At 63.5% G+C, this 18,601-nt stretch carries 15 protein-coding genes and 1 pseudogene; 10 read left to right on the forward strand and 6 right to left on the reverse strand.

Annotated elements, in window-relative coordinates; all coding sequences use genetic code 11:
- Positions 1-40: 40 nt before the first annotated feature.
- The 9 genes from A3AI_RS0101510 (at position 41) to A3AI_RS0101550 (ending at position 11,453) form a co-directional block, all read left to right on the forward strand.
- Positions 41-1,378, forward strand: a complete 1,338-nt coding sequence (locus A3AI_RS0101510; protein WP_024513872.1) for an MFS transporter — start codon at positions 41-43, stop codon at positions 1,376-1,378.
- 116 nt (positions 1,379-1,494) lie between these two features.
- Complete coding sequence (locus tag A3AI_RS0101515) at positions 1,495-2,400, forward strand: LysR family transcriptional regulator (RefSeq protein WP_024513873.1); 906 nt, start codon at positions 1,495-1,497, stop codon at positions 2,398-2,400.
- Positions 2,401-2,524: 124 nt separating this feature from the next.
- The gene (gene kdgD / locus A3AI_RS0101520; protein WP_024513874.1) at positions 2,525-3,469 is read left to right on the forward strand and encodes a 5-dehydro-4-deoxyglucarate dehydratase; all 945 of its coding nucleotides are present in this window, start codon (positions 2,525-2,527) and stop codon (positions 3,467-3,469) included.
- 36 nt (positions 3,470-3,505) lie between these two features.
- Positions 3,506-4,858 carry a glucarate dehydratase gene (gene gudD, locus A3AI_RS0101525; RefSeq protein WP_156927615.1) on the forward strand — a complete coding sequence of 451 codons (1,353 nt, stop codon included), beginning with the start codon at positions 3,506-3,508 and terminating at the stop codon, positions 4,856-4,858.
- A 22-nt stretch (positions 4,859-4,880) separates the two neighbouring features.
- Positions 4,881-6,329 (forward strand): aldehyde dehydrogenase family protein, encoded by a 1,449-nt coding sequence (locus A3AI_RS0101530; RefSeq protein WP_024513876.1) that lies wholly within the window; start codon positions 4,881-4,883, stop codon positions 6,327-6,329.
- A gap of 40 nt (positions 6,330-6,369) precedes the next feature.
- Complete coding sequence (garD, locus tag A3AI_RS0101535; RefSeq protein ID WP_024513877.1) at positions 6,370-7,911, forward strand: galactarate dehydratase; 1,542 nt, start codon at positions 6,370-6,372, stop codon at positions 7,909-7,911.
- Positions 7,912-8,174: 263 nt separating this feature from the next.
- Entirely contained in the window at positions 8,175-8,849 is a 675-nt protein-coding gene (locus tag A3AI_RS0101540) for an HAD family hydrolase (RefSeq protein WP_024513878.1), read from the forward strand.
- 131 nt (positions 8,850-8,980) lie between these two features.
- The gene (locus A3AI_RS0101545) at positions 8,981-9,556 is read left to right on the forward strand and encodes an LOG family protein (RefSeq protein ID WP_024513879.1); all 576 of its coding nucleotides are present in this window, start codon (positions 8,981-8,983) and stop codon (positions 9,554-9,556) included.
- Positions 9,557-9,731: 175 nt separating this feature from the next.
- The gene (locus tag A3AI_RS0101550; protein ID WP_024513880.1) at positions 9,732-11,453 is read left to right on the forward strand and encodes a SulP family inorganic anion transporter; all 1,722 of its coding nucleotides are present in this window, start codon (positions 9,732-9,734) and stop codon (positions 11,451-11,453) included.
- A 172-nt stretch (positions 11,454-11,625) separates the two neighbouring features.
- Here the strand turns inward: A3AI_RS0101550 and A3AI_RS41990 are convergent.
- Positions 11,626-12,303: pseudogene (locus tag A3AI_RS41990) on the reverse strand (flagellin); the annotation flags it as partial.
- A gap of 24 nt (positions 12,304-12,327) precedes the next feature.
- On the opposite strand from A3AI_RS41990, the gene A3AI_RS41995 reads away from it, so the two are divergent.
- The gene (locus A3AI_RS41995) at positions 12,328-12,555 is read left to right on the forward strand and encodes a hypothetical protein (protein WP_156927591.1); all 228 of its coding nucleotides are present in this window, start codon (positions 12,328-12,330) and stop codon (positions 12,553-12,555) included.
- Between the two features lie 79 nt (positions 12,556-12,634).
- Here the strand turns inward: A3AI_RS41995 and mmsB are convergent, their stop codons facing one another.
- From mmsB to A3AI_RS0101580, 5 genes are all read right to left on the reverse strand, one after another.
- Entirely contained in the window at positions 12,635-13,825 is a 1,191-nt protein-coding gene (gene mmsB, locus A3AI_RS0101560) for a multiple monosaccharide ABC transporter permease (RefSeq protein ID WP_024513881.1), read from the reverse strand.
- Positions 13,822-15,396 (reverse strand): multiple monosaccharide ABC transporter ATP-binding protein, encoded by a 1,575-nt coding sequence (gene mmsA, locus A3AI_RS0101565; protein ID WP_024513882.1) that lies wholly within the window; start codon positions 15,394-15,396, stop codon positions 13,822-13,824. Before mmsA ends, mmsB begins: the two co-directional genes overlap by 4 nt.
- A gap of 80 nt (positions 15,397-15,476) precedes the next feature.
- Positions 15,477-16,550, reverse strand: coding sequence for a multiple monosaccharide ABC transporter substrate-binding protein (chvE, locus tag A3AI_RS0101570; RefSeq protein ID WP_024513883.1), 1,074 nt, complete (start codon positions 16,548-16,550; stop codon positions 15,477-15,479).
- A 77-nt stretch (positions 16,551-16,627) separates the two neighbouring features.
- Positions 16,628-17,512 (reverse strand): SMP-30/gluconolactonase/LRE family protein, encoded by an 885-nt coding sequence (locus A3AI_RS0101575; protein WP_024513884.1) that lies wholly within the window; start codon positions 17,510-17,512, stop codon positions 16,628-16,630.
- Positions 17,512-18,600 (reverse strand): aldose epimerase family protein, encoded by a 1,089-nt coding sequence (locus tag A3AI_RS0101580; protein WP_024513885.1) that lies wholly within the window; start codon positions 18,598-18,600, stop codon positions 17,512-17,514. The genes A3AI_RS0101575 and A3AI_RS0101580 overlap by 1 nt, the downstream gene beginning before the upstream one ends.
- Between the last annotated feature and the right edge of the window lies 1 nt (position 18,601).

The following is an 18,601-nucleotide window of genomic DNA, read 5'->3' on the forward strand; positions in this document are numbered from 1 at the left end:
CTAGGAAGTTTTCCGGAGGAAAGATTTCAAGGAGGTGCGCATGAGCGCAATTGCGTCCGTGGCCGAGGCGAGGCGGTCTCGCGTCCGTCTGTTCATCGTGACCATGTTGTTCCTGGTCACGACCGTCAATTATGCCGACCGCGCGACGCTTTCGATCGCAGGCACCGCCCTCTCCAAGGAACTCCATCTCGATCCGATCGCCATGGGTTACGTCTTTTCGGCCTTCGGCTGGTCCTATGTGATCGCGCAGGTTCCGGGCGGCTGGCTGCTCGACCGCTACGGCTCGCGCTGGGTCTATGCACTGAGCATCATCGCGTGGTCGATCGTCACGATGATGCAGGGCTCGGTCGGCTTTTTCAGCGCGGGTGCGGCGGTCATCGTGCTGTTCGGGCTGCGCTTCCTTGTCGGCCTTGCGGAAGCCCCCTCCTTCCCCGCCAATGCCCGCATCGTCGCAGCCTGGTTCCCGGGCAATGAGCGCGGCACGGCGTCCGCCTTCTTCAACTCCGGACAGTATTTCGCAACCGTGCTGTTCGCGCCGCTGATGGGCTGGATCGCCCACGACTTCGGCTGGCGCTACGTGTTCTACGTGATGGGCGTGCTCGGCCTCATCATGGGCGCCGTCTGGATCAAGACGATGTACGGCCCGAAGGATCATCCTGGGATCAACGAGGCCGAATTCGACTACATCAAGGACGGCGGCGCGCTGGTCGACCTCGACGGGCTGCAGGAAAAGACCGTCACCGACAGCGGGCCGAAATGGGATCACCTGCGGCAGCTGTTGTCCAATCGCATGATGCTCGGCGTCTATATCGGCCAGTATTGCATCAACACGCTGACCTATTTCTTCCTGACCTGGTTCCCGGTCTACCTGGTGAAGGAGCGCGGGCTGAACATCCTGCAGGCCGGCTTCGTTGCCGTCCTGCCGGCGCTGTGCGGCGTCATCGGCGGCCTGCTCGGTGGCGTGATTTCCGACTACATCTTGAAGCGAACCAATTCGCTGACCCTTGCCCGCAAGGTCCCGATCGTCGGCGGCATGCTGCTATCGATGGCGATCATCGGCTGCAACTATGTCGACAGCCAAGCCATGGTGGTCGGCCTGATGGCGCTCGCCTTCTTCGGCAAGGGCATCGGCGCGCTGGGCTGGGCGGTGGTCTCCGATACGTCGCCGAAAGAGGCCGGCGGCATTTCCGGCGGCCTGTTCAACAGCTTCGGTAACCTCTCCAGCATCACCACGCCGATCGTGATCGGCTACATCCTGGCCGCAACAGGCTCGTTCGCCGGCGCGCTGGTGTTTGTCGGCGCCAACGCGCTGGTCGCGGCAATCGCCTACCTTGTCATCGTCGGCAAGATCGAGCGGGTCCAGCTGCGCTCGTCCTGAGGACGCCGCCCGCGCCGCGACCTCAGGACGGCGGCAGCCTGCCGCCGTCCTTGTCTTTGGGGACATCGATGCTAGAAAGGCCAAATCAGCGCCTCGTCTATTCCGGACACGCATCGATGTTCGACCTCAACCAGCTCCGCTGTTTTGTCACAGTGGCGGAAGAGCTGCATTTCGGCAGGGCGGCGGCGCGGCTCAACATGACCCAGCCCCCGCTGAGCCGACAGATCCAGGTGCTCGAGCACATCATCGACGCGCCGCTGCTCGAGCGCACCAGCCGCTCGGTGCGGCTGACGCCCGCGGGCCGCAGCTTCCTGCCCGAAGCGCGGCGCATTCTGAAATTGGCCGAGAGCGCTTCGCAGGTTGCGCAGCGCATTGCCAAGGGCAAGACCGGATCGCTCAAGATCGGTTTCACCGCGGCGGCTGCCTATGGCTATCTGCCGGAGCTGATCGCGGCCTGCCGCGCCAAACTTCCCGAGGTCGACTTCTCGCTGAAGGAAATGGTCTCCGGCGATCAGTTCGAGGCGCTCGCCTCCGGGCAGATCGATGCAGGCCTGCTGCGTCCACCGATCGCGCGGCCCGAGTTGCAAAGCCGCCGCGTGCTGGCCGAGCCGCTGCTCGCCGCGATCCCGAAGAAGCATCCGCTCGCAGCGTCCGAGACGCTGTCGATCAAGGATTTCGACGGCCAGCCTTTCGTCATGTACTCGCCCTACGAGGCGCGCTACTTCCACGACCTCCTGGTCGCGCAGTTTTCGCGCGCAGAGGTGCTGCCGAGCTATGTCCAGCACATGAGCCAGATTCATTCCATCCTCGCGATGGTGCGCGCAGGACTGGGACTCGCGATTGTGCCCAGTGCCGCGGCGAGCCTCAAGATCGCCGACGTACGGCTGCGCCCTCTGAAGCTGCGCACGCCGGCCCCGGTCGAGCTTTTTCTGGTCTGGCCGCGCGAGCACGAGAACCCGCTGCTGCCGCCGCTGATTGAGATTGCAACCAGCATCACGGGCCCCGAGGGTGCCAAGGATTGATGCTGATCGCGCATCGTTCGATCCAGTGATTGGCTTGGACGCGCATCGAACTGTTTTCTAGAAAGACGGTGGACGCGAGGCCTTCTTGACCGCCCGCGTCGGTTTCCCAGACCGGAGTGGCGCCATGAGCAAGATGACCCCGCAGGAGATGGCCGCGCGTATCGGCGGCGGCCTTCTGTCCTTCCCAGTGACACCTTTCAACGCCGACTTTTCCTTCGATGAAGCAAGCTATCGCGCCAACATGGACTGGCTGTGCGGCTATGACGTCGCAGGCCTGTTCGCCGCCGGCGGCACTGGTGAGTTTTTCTCGCTGACACCAGCGGAAGTCCCGCAGGTCGTCGCGGTCGCCGTCGATGAGACCAAGGGCCGCGTGCCCGTGCTCGCTGGCACCGGCTATGGCACGGCGACCGCGTGCGAGATCGCGATCGGGGCCGAAAAGGCCGGCGCTGACGGCCTGCTTCTCCTGCCACCCTATCTCACCCATTCCGAGCAGGCCGGCCTCGCCGCGCATGTCGAGGCGGTTTGCGCCGCGACCAAGCTTGGCGTCATCGTCTACAACCGCGACAACGCCATTCTGCAGCCCGATACGCTGGCGCGTCTCGCCGATCGCTGCCCGAACCTCGTCGGCTACAAGGACGGCATCGGCGACATCGAGTTGATGACCCGCGTCTACACCAAGCTCGGCGACCGTCTCACCTATATCGGCGGCCTGCCCACCGCCGAGACGTTTGCGCTGCCCTATCTCGACATGGGCGTCACCACCTATTCCTCCGCGGTGTTCAACTTCGTGCCGGAATTCGCCACCAACTTCTATGCCGCGGTGCGGCGGCGCGACCATCGCACCATCCATGCAGGATTGAAGGATTTCATTCTGCCGCTGGTCGAGATACGTAACCGCAAGAAGGGCTATGCGGTCTCGATCATCAAGGCCGGCATGAAGGTCATCGGCCGCAATTCCGGGCCCGTCCGTCCACCGCTGACCGACCTGACCGAAGCGGAGGTGGCGGAACTCACCGCTTTGGTGAAGAAGCTGCCGACCGGCGCTTCCGCCATGCAGGCTGCGGAATAAATCGAAGACCAAGCGGTACAACGGGAGGAGCAGATGATGTCGCAAGCGGTTGGACCCGGCGCTTCCGGCGCACCTCGCGTCACCGACATGCAGGTGATCCCGGTCGCGGGACGCGACAGCATGCTCCTCAATCTGAGCGGCGCGCATGCGCCGTTCTTCACCCGCAACATCGTCATCCTCACCGACAATTCCGGCCATACCGGCCTCGGTGAGGTACCGGGCGGAGAAAAAATCCGGCAGACCCTTGAAGATGCCCGCGATCTCGTGATCGGCGAAACCATCGGCGGCTGCAACAACATCCTCGCTGCGATCCGCACCAAATTCGCTGACCGCGATGCCGGCGGCCGCGGCAAGCAGACCTTTGACCTACGGGTGATGATCCACGCCGTGACCGCGGTGGAATCCGCGCTGCTCGACCTGCTCGGTCAGCATCTCGGGCTGCCGGTCGCCGCCCTGCTCGGCGAAGGGCAGCAGCGCGCCAGTGTCGAGACGCTCGGCTATCTCTTCTTCGTCGGCGACCGCCGCAAGACCAATTTGCCCTACGTCGCTGGCGAGGACGAGAAGACCGACTGGTTCCGCCTGCGCCATCAGGCAGCGCTGACGCCGGAGGCCGTGGTGCGGCTCGCGGAAGCCACCCATGATCTCTACGGTTTTGCCGATTTCAAGCTGAAGGGCGGCGTGCTGCGCGGCGAAGACGAGATCGAGGCCGGCGCCGCAATTGCAAGGCGCTTTCCCAAAGCACGCGTGACGCTCGACCCGAACGGTGCGTGGTCACTGGATGAGGCCATCAGGCTGTGCAAGGACCTGCACGGCATCCTCGCTTATGCCGAGGATCCGTGCGGCGCTGAGGCCGGTTTCTCGGGCCGCGAGATCATGGCGGAGTTCCGCCGCGCCACCGGCCTGCCGACCGCGACCAACATGATCGCAACCGACTGGCGCCAGTTGTCGCATGCGCTGCGGCTCGGGGCAGTCGACATTCCCCTCGCCGATCCCCACTTCTGGACCATGCAGGGCTCGGTGCGGGTGGCGCAGACCTGCCGCGATAACGGGCTGACCTGGGGCTCGCACTCCAACAACCACTTCGACATTTCGCTCGCGATGTTCACCCATGTCGGCGCCGCAGCCCCGGGCAAGGTCACCGCGATCGACACCCACTGGATCTGGCAGGATGGCCAGGCGCTGACCAAGGAGCCACTCAAGATCAAGGGCGGCAAGATCGACATCCCCGACCGCCCGGGCCTCGGCGTCGAGATCGATCGGGGCGCTATCGAAGCTGCGAACGCGCTGTACAAGAAACACGGCCTCGGCGCGCGCGACGACGCCCTCGCCATGAAGTTCCTGATCCCCGGCTGGACCTTTGACGACAAGCGTCCCTGCCTCGTACGATAGACAAGAAATTTCGGAGGAACACATGTCAGCCATCCTTAAAAACTTCATCGCCGGCGAGTGGGTCGACGGTTCTGGCATCACCAAAAACATCAACCCCTCCAACACCAATGACGTCATCGGCGAATATGCCCGCGCCGACCGGGCGCAGACCGAGAAGGCCATCGCCGCCGCCAAGGCCGCCTTCCCCGCCTGGTCGCGCTCCACGCCGCAAGAGCGCTATGACGCGCTGAACAAGATCTCGGCCGAGATCCTGGCGCGGAAGGAGGAGCTCGGGCGCCTGTTGTCGCGCGAGGAAGGCAAGACGCTGCCCGAAGGCATTGGCGAGGCGGCGCGCGCCGGGCAAATCTTTGCGTTCTTCGCCGGCGAAGCGCTGCGGCTGTCCGGCGAGAAGGGCCCCTCGGTACGACCCAATCTCGAGGTCGAGATCACCCGCGAGCCGCTCGGCGTCGTCGGCATGATCACACCCTGGAATTTCCCGATCGCGATCCCCGCCTGGAAGATCGCGCCCGCGCTCTGTTATGGCAACACCGTCGTCTTCAAGCCCGCCGAGCTCGTGCCGGGCTCGGCGCATGCGCTCTGCGAAATCATCGCGCGCTCCGGCATTCCCGCCGGCGTGTTCAACCTCGTGGTCGGCTCCGGCTCGGTGGTCGGCCAGACGCTCCTGGAACACCAGGACGTCGCCGCGATTTCCTTCACCGGCTCGGTCGCCACGGGCCGCAAGATCGCGCAGGCCTGCGTGCTGTCGCCGGCGATGAAGAAATTCCAGCTCGAGATGGGCGGCAAGAATCCGCTTGTGGTGCTCGACGACGCCGACCTCAAGGTCGCGGTCGAGGCGGCCACCAACGGCGCTTATTTCTCCACCGGACAGCGCTGCACCGCCTCCTCACGGCTGATCGTGACTGAAGGCATCCACGACCGCTTCGTCGAGGCGATGGCAGAACGGCTGAAGGGCCTGCAGGTGGACGATGCGCTCAAGCCCGGCGTGCATCTCGGCCCGGTGGTCGACCAGAGCCAGCTCGACCAGGACCTGAAGTATCTGAAGATTGGCAAGGATGAGGGCGCGAAGCTTTATTGGGGCGGCGAGCTGTTGAACCGCGAGACGCCCGGCTTCTACATGCAACCGGCACTGTTCACCGAGACCAGGAACACCATGCGCATCGCGCGCGAGGAGATCTTCGGCCCTGTCGCCTGCGTCATCCGCGCCAAAAACTATGACGAGGCCCTCGCCATCGCCAACGACACCGAGTTCGGACTTGCCGCGGGCATCTGCACCTCGAGCCTGAAATATTCCTCGCATTTCAAGCGCAACAGCGAGGCCGGCATGGTGATGGTCAACCTGCCGACCGCCGGCGTCGACTACCATGTGCCATTCGGCGGCCGCAAAGGTTCGAGCTACGGCGCGCGCGAACAAGGCGCCTACGCCAAGGAGTTCTATACCACCGTCAAGACCGCCTACACCTACCCGGTGTAAGCCAGGAATCTTCAGGGAGAATCTTCAGGGAGCAGCGCGCATGAAGCATTCGTCCATCGCGGTCGAGCAGCCCCGCTACATCAAGCTCAACGAGCGCGACAATGTCGCGATCGTGGTCAACGACTTCGGCTTGCCAGCGGGATCGCGCTTTGCCTGCGGGCTCGAACTGAAGAGCTTTGTGCCGCAGGGCCACAAGACCGCGCTGGTCGACATCGCCGAGGGCGCACCGATCACCCGCTATAGCGAGGTCATCGGCTATGCCGCGGCGCCGATCAGCGCCGGTGAGTGGGTGGACGAGGCGCGCATTCGCATGCCCGACGCACCGGGGCTCGACAATCTCGAGATAGCGACTGCCGTGCCAGCCGCCCTGCCGCCGCTCGAAGGCTACACCTTCGAGGGTTATCGCAATCCTGACGGATCGGTCGGCACCAAGAACATCCTGGGCATCTCGACCTCGGTGCAATGTGTGGCCGGCACGCTGGAATATGCCATCAAGCGCATTCGTTCCGAGCTGCTCCCGAAATATCCCAATGTCGACGACGTCGTTGCCATCACCCATGCTTATGGTTGCGGTGTCGCGATCACCGCGCCCGATGCAGTGGTGCCGATCCGCACCTTGCAGAACCTCGCGCTCAATCCGAATTTCGGTGGCGAGGTCATGGTGGTCGGCCTCGGCTGCGAGAAGCTGACGCCCGAACGTCTCTTGCCCGAAGGCGTCGACAATTCGATCGTTCGTATGCAGGACGAAGCCTTCGAAGGTTTCGGCGCCATTGTCGATGGCATTCTCGCGATGGCCGACACGCGGCTTGCGGTGCTCAACCGGCGCAAGCGCGAAACGTGTCCCGCCTCGGATCTCGTGATCGGCTTGCAATGCGGCGGCAGCGACGCCTTCTCCGGCGTGACTGCCAACCCGGCCGTCGGCTTTGCCGCCGATCTCCTGGTGCGCGCGGGCGCCACCGTGATGTTCTCCGAGGTGACGGAAGTGCGGGACGCGATCCAGCTGCTGACGCGCCGCGCCGTCAACGCGGATGTCGGCCGAGCGCTGGTGCGCGAGATGGCTTGGTACGACGCCTATCTTGCGCGCGGCGGCAGCGATCGCAGCGCTAATACCACGCCGGGTAACAAGAAGGGCGGACTCGCCAACATTGTCGAGAAATCGCTCGGCTCGATCGTGAAGTCGGGCTCGAGCCCGATCGCGGGCGTGCTGGCGCCGGGCGAGAAGGCGCGGCAGAGAGGCATGCTGTTTGCGGCGACGCCGGCAAGCGACTTCATCTGTGGCACGCTTCAACTGGCCTCCGGCATGACGCTGCAGGTGTTCACCACCGGCCGCGGCACGCCTTACGGCCTGCAGGCGGCACCGGTGATCAAGGTCGCCACCCGCAGCGAACTCGCGCGGCGCTGGAAGGATCTGATCGATTTCGACGCCGGCCGCATCGCCACCGGCGAGATGAGTATCGAGGAGGCCGGCTGGGAGCTGTTCCGCCTGATCCTCGACGTCGCCTCCGGCCGCACCAAGGTCTGGTCGGAGCGCTGGGGCATTCACAACGACCTCACGCTGTTCAATCCCGCGCCGGTGACGTGAGCCTTCTCCTCCCTCTGCCCGCCCTCGCGGGGTGAGGGGCGCATAGAATGAGTTGTGAACGGTCTAATTTTCTTCGAGATCGATCAATGCCGATCGCACATTGATCGTGACGCGGGGAGATGCGCAGACTATCGCTCCGTCGTCCTGCTACTCGCCGGGACAACGGAAGCAGGCTGGTCATCAATCAAATCTGATAGTCTTGGAGCAACGGCGGCGGTTGCGCGTTAACAGCTTGGCCTGCACGGAACCAAGGAGACATGGCGATGCGTATTGAGACGGTGTTTCTGTTCGACCTGGACGGCACGCTGGTCGACAGCGTTTATCAACATGTGCTGGCCTGGAAGTCGGCGCTCGACGACGAAAACATCGAGCTGTCCGTGTGGCGCATCCATCGCAAGGTCGGCATGAGCGGCGGGCTCTTCACCAATCAACTGCTGCGCGAGACCGGCTGCGACATCGACCCCGACAGAATCGAACGGCTGCGTCGCGCGCATACCGAGGCCTATAACCGGCTCGGCCGCGACATCCGTCCCCTGCCCGGCGCACGCGAGTTGCTGGCGTGGCTCACGGAGCAGCGCATTCCCTGGGCGATCGCGACCAGCGGACGGATGGAGACTGCCGCGGTCAACCTTGCGGCGCTCGGCGTCGATCCGGACCGCGTTCCCGTCGTCACCCGCGATCAGGTCAAATATGCGAAACCCGATCCCGATCTTTTTCTCGCCGCGAGCGCGCGGCTCGATGCCGAGATCGAGCGCGCGATTGTGGTCGGCGACAGCATCTGGGACATGCTTGCCGCCACCCGCTGCCGCGCCCTCGGCGTCGGGCTTCTCAGCGGGGGTTATGGCACCGACGAGCTGCGTCAGGCCGGCGCCATCCGTGTTTATGAGGATCCGGCCGATCTGCTGGAGCATATCGACGAGGTCGGTGGGCGCAGGTGAGCGCGCAGATCGACGCCATCCCGAATCGTGCGGGCTCGACTTCGGCCAGCGCATCGCGCTGAAGGCATCGATATGCTAGGTGGTGCCATCGGTGGCGATTCGAATGCTGGCTGTAATCGGAGACGACCGGGATGAAAGCGGTTTGCGTCTTTTGCGGCTCTAATGTTGGGCGAAATCCTGCCTATCACGAGGCCGCCGTCGCTGTCGGAACCGCGCTGGCAAAGGCTGGCCTGAAACTCGTCTATGGCGGCGGCAAGATCGGCCTGATGGGCGCAGTCGCCGACGCCATCATCGCAGCGGGCGGCCTCGCCGCCGGCGTCATGCCGCGGGCGTTATTCCAGCGTGAGATTGCGCACGCAGGCCTCAGCGAGCTTCACGTCGTCGAGACCATGCACCAGCGCAAGACCAAGATGGCCGAGCTGGCAGACGGCTTCATCGCGCTGCCCGGCGGAGCCGGGACGCTGGAGGAGTTTTTCGAACAATGGACCTGGGCGCAGCTCGGCATCCATCGCAAGCCGTGCGGCCTCCTGAACGTGCAGGACTATTTCTCGCCGCTGATCGCGATGATGCAGAAAACCGTTACGGAAGGTTTTACGGGCGAACGCTATTTCGAGATGCTGGTGATCGAGACCTCGATCGAGCCGATGCTGCAGCGGTTTGCGACCTATTCCCCGCCGCCGCAGAAATCGCACGCACCGAAGCCGTAATCATTCGCGCGAACATCCCAAGCGAGAACGCGTCCTAGGAATGCGCTGCGTTTGCTGCGCTGCCGTATCCCTGTTCAGCTTGCCAATAGCGTAATACGCTGCGTTCCAGCCGCGACAAGCAGAAAAGAAAATTGCGCGCGGCAAGCAGACCCGAGTGGGCTTGGGGGACCGCCAAATGAAGCATTGGATGCGCTGGCTGCCAGGGCTCGACACCCTCCGTCGCTATGACGCAGCGTGGCTTCCGCGGGATGTCTTCGCAGGGATTGTCCTGGCGACAATGCTGGTCCCGGTTGGAATTGCCTATGCGGAGGCATCAGGCCTGCCTGGCATCTATGGTCTGTACGCAACGATCGTGCCGCTTTTGGTCTACGCGTTGTTTGGCCCAAGTCGCATCCTCATCCTCGGCCCGGACTCGGCTCTGGCAGGAATCATCTTAGGGGTTGTCACTCCGCTGGCTGGCGGTGATCCCCTGCGCGCGGTGAGCCTTGCCGGCATGATGGCGATCGTCTCGGGGATGGTGTGCATTCTGGCGGGCATCGCACGGCTGGGTTTTGTGACCGAGCTGCTCTCCAAGCCGATACGCTACGGCTATATGAACGGAATTGCACTCACCGTATTGATCAGCCAACTGCCAAGGCTTTTCGGCTTCTCGATCGAAAGCGAAGGACCGTTGCGGAGCCTGTGGGCGATCGCCCGCGCCATCCTTGACGGAAAGACAAACTGGGTCGCGTTTGCGGTCGGACTCGCCACGTTGATGGTTATTCTACTGCTCAAGAACAACAAGCGGCTGCCGGGCATTCTCATAGCGGTCGTCGGGGCAACGGCCGTCGTCGCTGCGCTTGATCTCGGGGCGCGTTATGGCGTGAAAGTCCAGGGTCCTCTTCCTCAGGGCCTGCCGGGTTTTGCCGTGCCCTGGATCGGCTACGGCGATATACTCCCGGTGCTGACCGGCGGCTGCGCAATAGCGCTGATATCTTTTGCCGATACCAGCGTGCTTTCGCGCGCCTATGCCGCACGATTGGGACATCCGGTTGATCCCAACCAGGAGATGATAGGGCTCGGGGCCGCCAACCTCGCGACCGGCTTTTTCCAGGGCTTCTCGATCAGCAGCAGCAGCTCGCGGACGCCCGTTGCGGAAGCCGCCGGCGCTCATACCCAACTCACCGGCGTCGTCGGCGCGCTTGCCATCGCCCTGCTCCTGCTGGCTGCCCCAAACCTCCTTCGGCATTTGCCCACTGCCGCGCTGGCCGCCGTGGTCATCGCCTCGGCCATCGCTCTGATCGAGGTCGCCGATCTCAAACGGATCTATCGCATTCAGCAGTGGGAGTTCTGGCTCGCGATCGTCTGTTTTGTCGGCGTCGCCGTGCTCGGCGTGATTCCCGGAATTGGCCTCGCCATCATTCTCGCCATCGTCGAGTTCCTATGGGACGGTTGGCGCCCCCACTCGGCCGTGCTTGGTCGCGCCTACGGCGTCAAGGGTTATCACGACATCACGCGATATCCCGACGCACGCCGAATCCCCGGGCTGGTGCTGTTTCGATGGGACGCGCCGCTGTTCTTCGCCAACGCTGAATTTTTCAAGGAGCGCGCCCTGGATGCGGTGGCGACATCGCCGACACCCGTGCGCTGGCTGGTCGTTGCGGCGGAGCCGGTCACCAGCGTCGACGTGACCGCCTGCGACATGGTCGCCGAACTGGACGAGGCGCTGCACGCCCAGGATATCGAGTTGTGTTTTGCCGAACTCAAGGATCCCGTCAAAGACAAGCTGAAGAGATTTGGCTTGTTTGCTCAGCTTGGTGAGAACCGCTTTTTCCCAACAATCGGCGTCGCGGTCTCTCGCTATCTCGAAGTCAATCGCGTGGCATGGGAGGATTGGGAGGACGGGACCCAAGCCTAGATCGTAAAATCCGACAGCCAGACCGACCGTAAAGCGCACCTCGGGCGTGATCGCGTCGACAAACGCGAGCGAGGTGCGGCGAAGCCGCGAAAATGGAGAAACCCCGGGGTCGGGGGGCGGGTCGGAGTCTGCCGCAGCTCGATTCAGCCAAAGCGCATCGCGCGCTTGGCCGTCACTTCAGATAGCTCGCCCGGTTCATGCTCTGGATCTTGGAGATCGCGGAATAGGACGCGGTCAGCTGCGCCTGATAGGTCGACAGCTGCGCCGTCACGGCTGCGACATCGACACTGGTGAGGTCGCTTGAAAGGGTGGAAGCGTAGCTCTTGTAGTCGGTCTGGCGGGATGATGCGCCCTCGATCTGAGAGGAGGCATCCGAAAGCTTCGACTGCCCGATCGAGGTCGCGTCGAGCGCGTTGCTTGCGATGTCGAGCGCCGAAGTGATGTCGGAGGACGACAGCGAAGAGTTGTTGGCGATGTATTTAAGGACCCGCATCACCTGCTCGAAGGCGGAATTGTCCGCGGTCACGCCGTAGTCCACCGTCTGGTCGTCGGCGACGCGCACCGAGGCGGTCTCGCTGTCGCCCTGGTAGTAGCTGGTGTCGGCGGTGGAGAGCGATCCGGTCCCGGAATCGAAGCCAGTGAGATCGACCGGTGCCGTCGAGGTGCTGGCACCGGAGAAGACATATTCACCGTCATACTGCGTGTTGAGAATCGAGCCCATCTCCTGCAGCATGTCCTGAGCCGACGAGATCAGCGACGCCGTCGAGGTGCTGCTGCCGGTCGTCGCCGCGGAAAGCTGGGTGCGCAGGTTGGTGATCAGCGTAGTGACCGATCCGACCGCCGAATACAGATCGCCGACGGCAGCTGGACGTTGTTGACCGATCCGTCCGAGCGGCTGCAGCTCGACGCCTTCAGCAAACTTCCGGTGCTGAGCGAGGAGAGAGCGTCAACCAATCAAGCGCCGCGCTCGACCGCCGCCATCATCGATTCCGCCGCGATCTTCCGCCTCGCCGACCCGCTGCTCGGCGCCAAGCTGAAGCGCAGCGGCAGATACGGCCGCTCCTTCCTCAAGCGCCCGCTGCTGCAGGCCAGCGGCGAATAGAACGCCGTATGGGGGATCTTCCACCACTCGCGAAAGGAGAGGTATAGCAGCCCGCGGCAACATCGATTCGGCTAATGCGTCACCGCCGCTGGTTGTAGACATCGAGACAAACCGCACCCAGCAGCACCAGGCCCTTGATCACCTGCTGATAGTCGATGCCGATACCAAGGATCGACATGCCGTTGTTCATCACGCCCATGATCATGGCGCCGACCACGGCGCCGCCGACCCGCCCCACGCCGCCATAGGCCGAGGCGCCGCCGATGAAGCAGGCAGCGATCACGTCGAGCTCGAAGCCGGCGCCAGCCTTTGGCGTCGCCGTATTCAGTCGCGCCGCGAAGACGAGGCCGGCAAGCGCCGCCAACGTTCCCATGTTGACGAAGGTGAGAAAAGTCAGCCGCTCCGTCTTGATACCGGAGAGTTTTGCCGCCTTGGCATTGCCGCCGACCGCATAGATCTGCCGGCCGATCACGGTCCGCCGCGTCACGAAGCCATAGAGCGCGATCAGCGCCGTCATGATCACGAGCACATTGGGCAGCCCCCGATGCGAGGCAATCAGATAGGTGAAATAGAGCACGCCGAAACAAAGCACCGCGCTCTTGCCGACGAAGACCGGATAGGGCTCGACCTCGATATGATGCGCCTGCTCGCGCGCGCGCGCCTTGGCGGACGCATAGACCAGCGTCAAGGCCAGCACCGTCCCGATCAGGAGCGAGGTAGGATGCAATGTGCCGGCGCCAGGCAACAGCTCCGGAATGAAGCCGGACGACAATTTCTGGAAGGCCGGCGGAAACGGTCCCACCGACTGGCCCTGCAGCACCGCGAGCGCAAGCCCCTTGAACACCAGCATGCCGGCCAGCGTGACGATGAAGGAGGGAATGCCGAAATAGGCGACCCAGTAGCCTTGTGCCGCACCGATCGCCGCCCCCACCAGGAGGCAGGCGATGAAGGCGAGCGGATAGTCGATGTGGTAGCGCACCATCAGCACCGCCGCGACTGCACCGACGAAGCCCGCGACCGAGCCGACCGAGAGGTCGATATGGCCGGTGACGATCACCAGCAGCATGCCGAGCGCCATGATCACGATGTAGCTGTTCTGCAGTACCAGATTGGTGAGGTTCAGCGGCTGCAACAGCGTGCCGTCGGTCATGACCTGGAAGAACAGCATGATCGCGACCAGCGACAGCAGCATGCCGTAGTTTCGCAGATTGTTCTTGATGAAGCCCGAGCCCTTGCGCTCTTCCGGCAGCGACACCGTCTTGTCGGTCATGGCCGCATGTCTCCCATCAACTCGCCGGCAGGTGCGCTTGTCGGAAGCGCCCTGTTACGCATGATAGCATGCATGATCTTTTCCTGGGTCGCTTCGTCAGCGGCAAATTCACCGACAAAAGCACCTTCGCTCATGACATAGATCCGGTCGCAGATACCGAGCAGCTCCGGCATTTCGGACGAGATCACCACCACCGCCTTGCCAGCTTCGGCAAGCTCGTTGACGATAAGGTAGATCTCGTACTTGGCGCCGACATCGATGCCGCGGGTCGGCTCGTCCAGGATCAGCACCTTGGGGTCGGTCATCAGCCATTTCGACAGTACCACCTTCTGCTGGTTGCCGCCGGAGAGCTGGCCGGTCTCCTGATAGACGTCGGATGAGCGAATGCGCATGCGGTTGCGATAGTCGCTCGCGGCCTTCAGCTCGCGGACGTCGTCGAGCACCCAGTGCGAGGCGACGCGCGCAAGGCTCGCGAGTGTGATGTTCTTGCGCACATCGTCGGTTAGGATCAGCCCGAGCTGCTTACGATCCTCTGTGACATAGGCAAGGCCCGCAGCGATCGCGGCCGGCACCGAGGAGAGATCGGTGGCGTGTCGATCGAGCATGACGCCACCGCTGATCCTGGTGCCCCAGGCACGGCCGAACAGGCTCATGGCGAATTCGGTGCGGCCGGCGCCCATCAGGCCCGCGATCCCCACGACCTCGCCGCGCCTGACGTTGAAATCAACGTTCTTGATCACCTGCCGCTCCGGATGCAGCGGGTGATACACTGACCAGTTTTTCACCTCGAGAACGGGCGCGCCGATCGCAGCCTCGCGCTTTGGAAAGCGGTCCGCGAGATCGCGATTGACCATGCTGCGGATGATGCGGTTCTCGTCGACCGGCTCGGTGCGGCAATCGATGGCATCGACAGTGCGGCCGTCGCGCAGCACCGTGATGCGGTCGGCTACGCGCGCAACCTCGTTGAGCTTGTGCGAGATCAGGATCGAGGCGATGCCCTGCTCGCGGAACGCGACCAGCCGGTCCAGCAGCGCGGCGCTGTCGGTCTCGTTCAGGCTCGCGGTCGGCTCATCCAGGATCAACAGCCGCACGCGCTTTGACAACGCTTTCGCAATCTCGACCAGCTGCTGCTTGCCGACGCCGAGATCGGTGACCAGCGTGTCCGGCTGCTCGCGCAAGCCGACCTGCGCCAGCAATTCGTGGGTACGCGCATAGACCGCGTCGCGGTCGATGACGCCGAAGCGCGCCGGTGGATGGGCGAGAAAGATGTTCTCCGCAATCGACATCAGCGGGATCAGCGCCAGTTCCTGGTGGATGATGATGATCCCGAGTTCTTCGGAGTCGTTGACGTCGCGGAAGCGGCGCTCCTCGCCGTCGAAGGTGATGGTTCCCTCATAGCTTCCGAAGGGGTAGACGCCGCTCAGCACCTTCATCAGCGTTGACTTGCCGGCGCCATTTTCGCCGACGAGCGCATGGATCTCACCGGGCTCAACGGTGAAGGTGACGTCGCGCAGCGCCTGAACGCCTGCAAAGCTCTTGCTGACGCCGCGCATCTCAAGCATAGCCGTCATCGCATCCTGTCCCACAACCCTTGAACGGCTCCCCAGGGCTTACCGGCAGGCATGGTTCCATGCCCGCCGGCGCACGCCCGTTACTCGAATTGCGAGCGCTTGTAGTAGCCGCTGTCAACCAGAACCTTCTCCCAATTGCCCTTGTCCACCACGACCGGCTTGAGCAGATAGGAAGGCACCACCTTGACGCCGTTGTTGTAGGTCTTGGTGTCGTTGACGGTGACCTGCTTACCGCCGAGCGCTGCGTCGACCATGTCGGCTGCGACCTTGGCGAGGTCGCGGGTGTCCTTGAAGATGGTGGAATATTGGTCGCCGCGCAGGATCGCCTTGATCGAGGGCACCTCGGCGTCCTGCCCGCTGATCACCGGCATCGGCTGGTCGGCACTGCCGTAACCGACGCCTTTGAGCGAGGAGATGATGCCGATGGAGAGGCCGTCATAGGGCGACAGCACCGCATCGACATGCTTGTTGCCGTAGTAAGCGCTGAGCAGATTGTCCATGCGCGCCTGCGCAGTCGCACCATCCCAGCGGAGCGTTGCAACCTTGTCCATGCCCATCTGACCACTTGCGACGATAAGCTTACCACTATCGATATAGGGTTTTAGCACCGACATCGAGCCGTTGTAGAAGAAGTAGGCATTGTTGTCGTCGGGCGAGCCGCCGAACAGCTCGATGTTGAAGGGTCCCTTGCCCTCTTTCAGGCCGAGCTTCTGCTCGATCGACTGCGCCTGCAGCACGCCGACCTGGAAATTGTCGAAGGTCGCGTAATAGTCGACATTGGGGGTGTCGCGGATCAGCCGGTCATAGGCGATCACGGTGATGCCGGCGGCCTTGGCCTGCTTCAGGACGTCGGACAGCGTGGTGCCGTCGATCGCCGCGATCACCAGCGCTTTCTCACCCTTGGCGACCATGTTCTCGACCTGCGAGAGCTGGTTCGGGATATCGTCCTCGGCATATTGCAGGTCGGCGCTATAGCCGTGCTCCTTCAGCGCTTTCACCATGTTGTTGCCGTCGTCGATCCAGCGCGCCGACGATTTCGTCGGCATGGCGATACCGACGGTCCCCTTGCTTTGCGCGAGCACGGCGCCGCTTGTCGCCACGGCGGCAACGCCGGCAAACGCAAGCGCGAGACAGGTGGTCTTCAGTTTGAGCATGCTTCACTCCCTTGATGTTGTCTTGGTTTGGTTGGTTGGATTGAACGCTACGACGAAGGACTTTCTGTGGTTGATGGTTAAGGACCAGCAAGCCGCACATCCGGTTCGGCGCGGCCGCGCGCGGCCGCCTCCAGCAGGAACGTGCGGCCATGATCGGGATCGGCAGCGCGCGCCGCCTCGTCCATATCCTGCCAGGCCGATGTGACGAGCAGGCGCGACAGGTCGGGGCCGACGAACGCGGGGCAGCTTGATTGAAGCGCCGGCACATGCAGCGAGCGCAGATGCGTTCCTTGCGGGTTGTAGATGTCGACGCATCCGCCGCCCCAGCGCGCATTCCAGATCAAGCCGTCGGCGTCGACCACCGCCCCGTCCAGACCGCCGACGCCGCGATGGCGCAGCAGCACTTCCGGCGCACCCGTTGGCAAGCCCGTCACGGGATCGAGGCCGACGCGGTAGAGCACATTCTCCCCGGTGTCGGCGAAATAGCCGGTCGCGCCGCCGGGCGAGAAGCAGATCGCGTTCGGAATCGTGATGTTCGGAAAGAGCTGCAAGATCTCACCGCGATGGAGCGCGTAGATCGCGCCCATCCCCTGCTCCGCCTTGCGCCCCATCGTGCCTATCCAGAACGTTCCTGACGGATGCACGCGGGCGTCGTTGGAGCGTGTGTGCGGATTGTCGGCTTCCAGCGGACGATAGAGCTGCATGGCGCCATCGCTGCGGGAGCGGATGTAGAGGCCGTCCTCCGCCACGATCAGCTGGCGGTCGCGATCGACCCGCGCCAGCGCGCTCGCCATCCTGCCGAGTTGATGGATACGAGTAGCGCCGCTGCCGAGCTGCGCCTCGAACAAGCGTCCCTCGATGATATCGAACCACCAGGCGGTATCGGTCGCCACATCGTAGGCCGGACCTTCGCCGAGATGGCAGCGCTCATTACAAAGGATCGATGTCGCGACGCGCTCCATCACGCCTCTCCCCGTCCCGACAGGAAGCGATAGACGAGCTGATGGCGGTAGACTTCGCCGGGTACGAGGCGCGGGCTGGGAAAATCCGGCCGGTTGGGTGAATTGGGCCAGACCTGCGGCTCCAGGCAAAAAGCATCGGACTGGCGGTACAGCCGTCCCTGCTTTCCGACAATCGAACCGTCGAGATAGTTGCCGGAATAGAACTGGAGGCCTGGCTGATCCGTCAGAAGCTCGAAGATGCGTCCCGAGCGCGGCGCCTCAACCCGTGCAGCAAGCTTCAGCGCGCGATCATTGGGCAGGCAGAAATTGTGGTCATAGCCCTTGCCATGCCGCAGCTGCTGATCATGCTCGCGGATACGAGCGCCGACCACGGACGCGGTGCGGAAGTCGAACGGCGTGCCCGCAACTGCGCGCGGCGGCTCGGCCAGGGGAATCGCCGTCGGATCGATGGCGAGAAAATGCTCGGCGAACAATGTCAGCCGGTGATCGAGGATATCGCGCCCCGAGGCCGCGCCTTCGAGATTGAAGAAGCTGTGGTTGGTGAGATTAATGATCGTCGGCCGATCCGTCCGCGCCGTGAAGGCGAACGACAACTCATGCGGTCCCGTGATCCGGTACGTCAGGCGGACGTCGAGCGTACCGGGATAGTTCTCCTCGCCATCGGCGCTGACATAGCTAAGCGTCACAAAAGGCTCCGGCGCATTGCCGATGTCGGCAATCTGCCACAGCTTGCGGTCGAAGCCGTCGGGGCCGCCATGCAACGCGTTCGGGCCGTTGTTGGCGGCGAGTTGCACGACTTTGCCATCGATGTCGAAACGACCATTGGCAATGCGGTTGGCATAGCGTCCGACGGTCGCGCCGAAGAACTTCCGCTCGCGCAGGAAACCGTCGAGGTCGTCATAGCCGAGCACGACGTCGTCGCAATGCCCGCCGGCATCGGGCACGATCAGCGCCTGGATCGCGGCACCGAAAGTGATGATGCGCGCCTCAAAACCACTTTCACCGCGAAGTGCCACGCGCTCCACCGCGCGGCCATCAGGCAGCGTGCCGAACACATCCCGTGCAACGCGTGAACTCGTGTCAGCCATG

It is taken from the genome of Bradyrhizobium sp. Tv2a-2, assembly GCF_000472425.1.
In the GTDB taxonomy this organism is placed as follows: domain Bacteria; phylum Pseudomonadota; class Alphaproteobacteria; order Rhizobiales; family Xanthobacteraceae; genus Bradyrhizobium.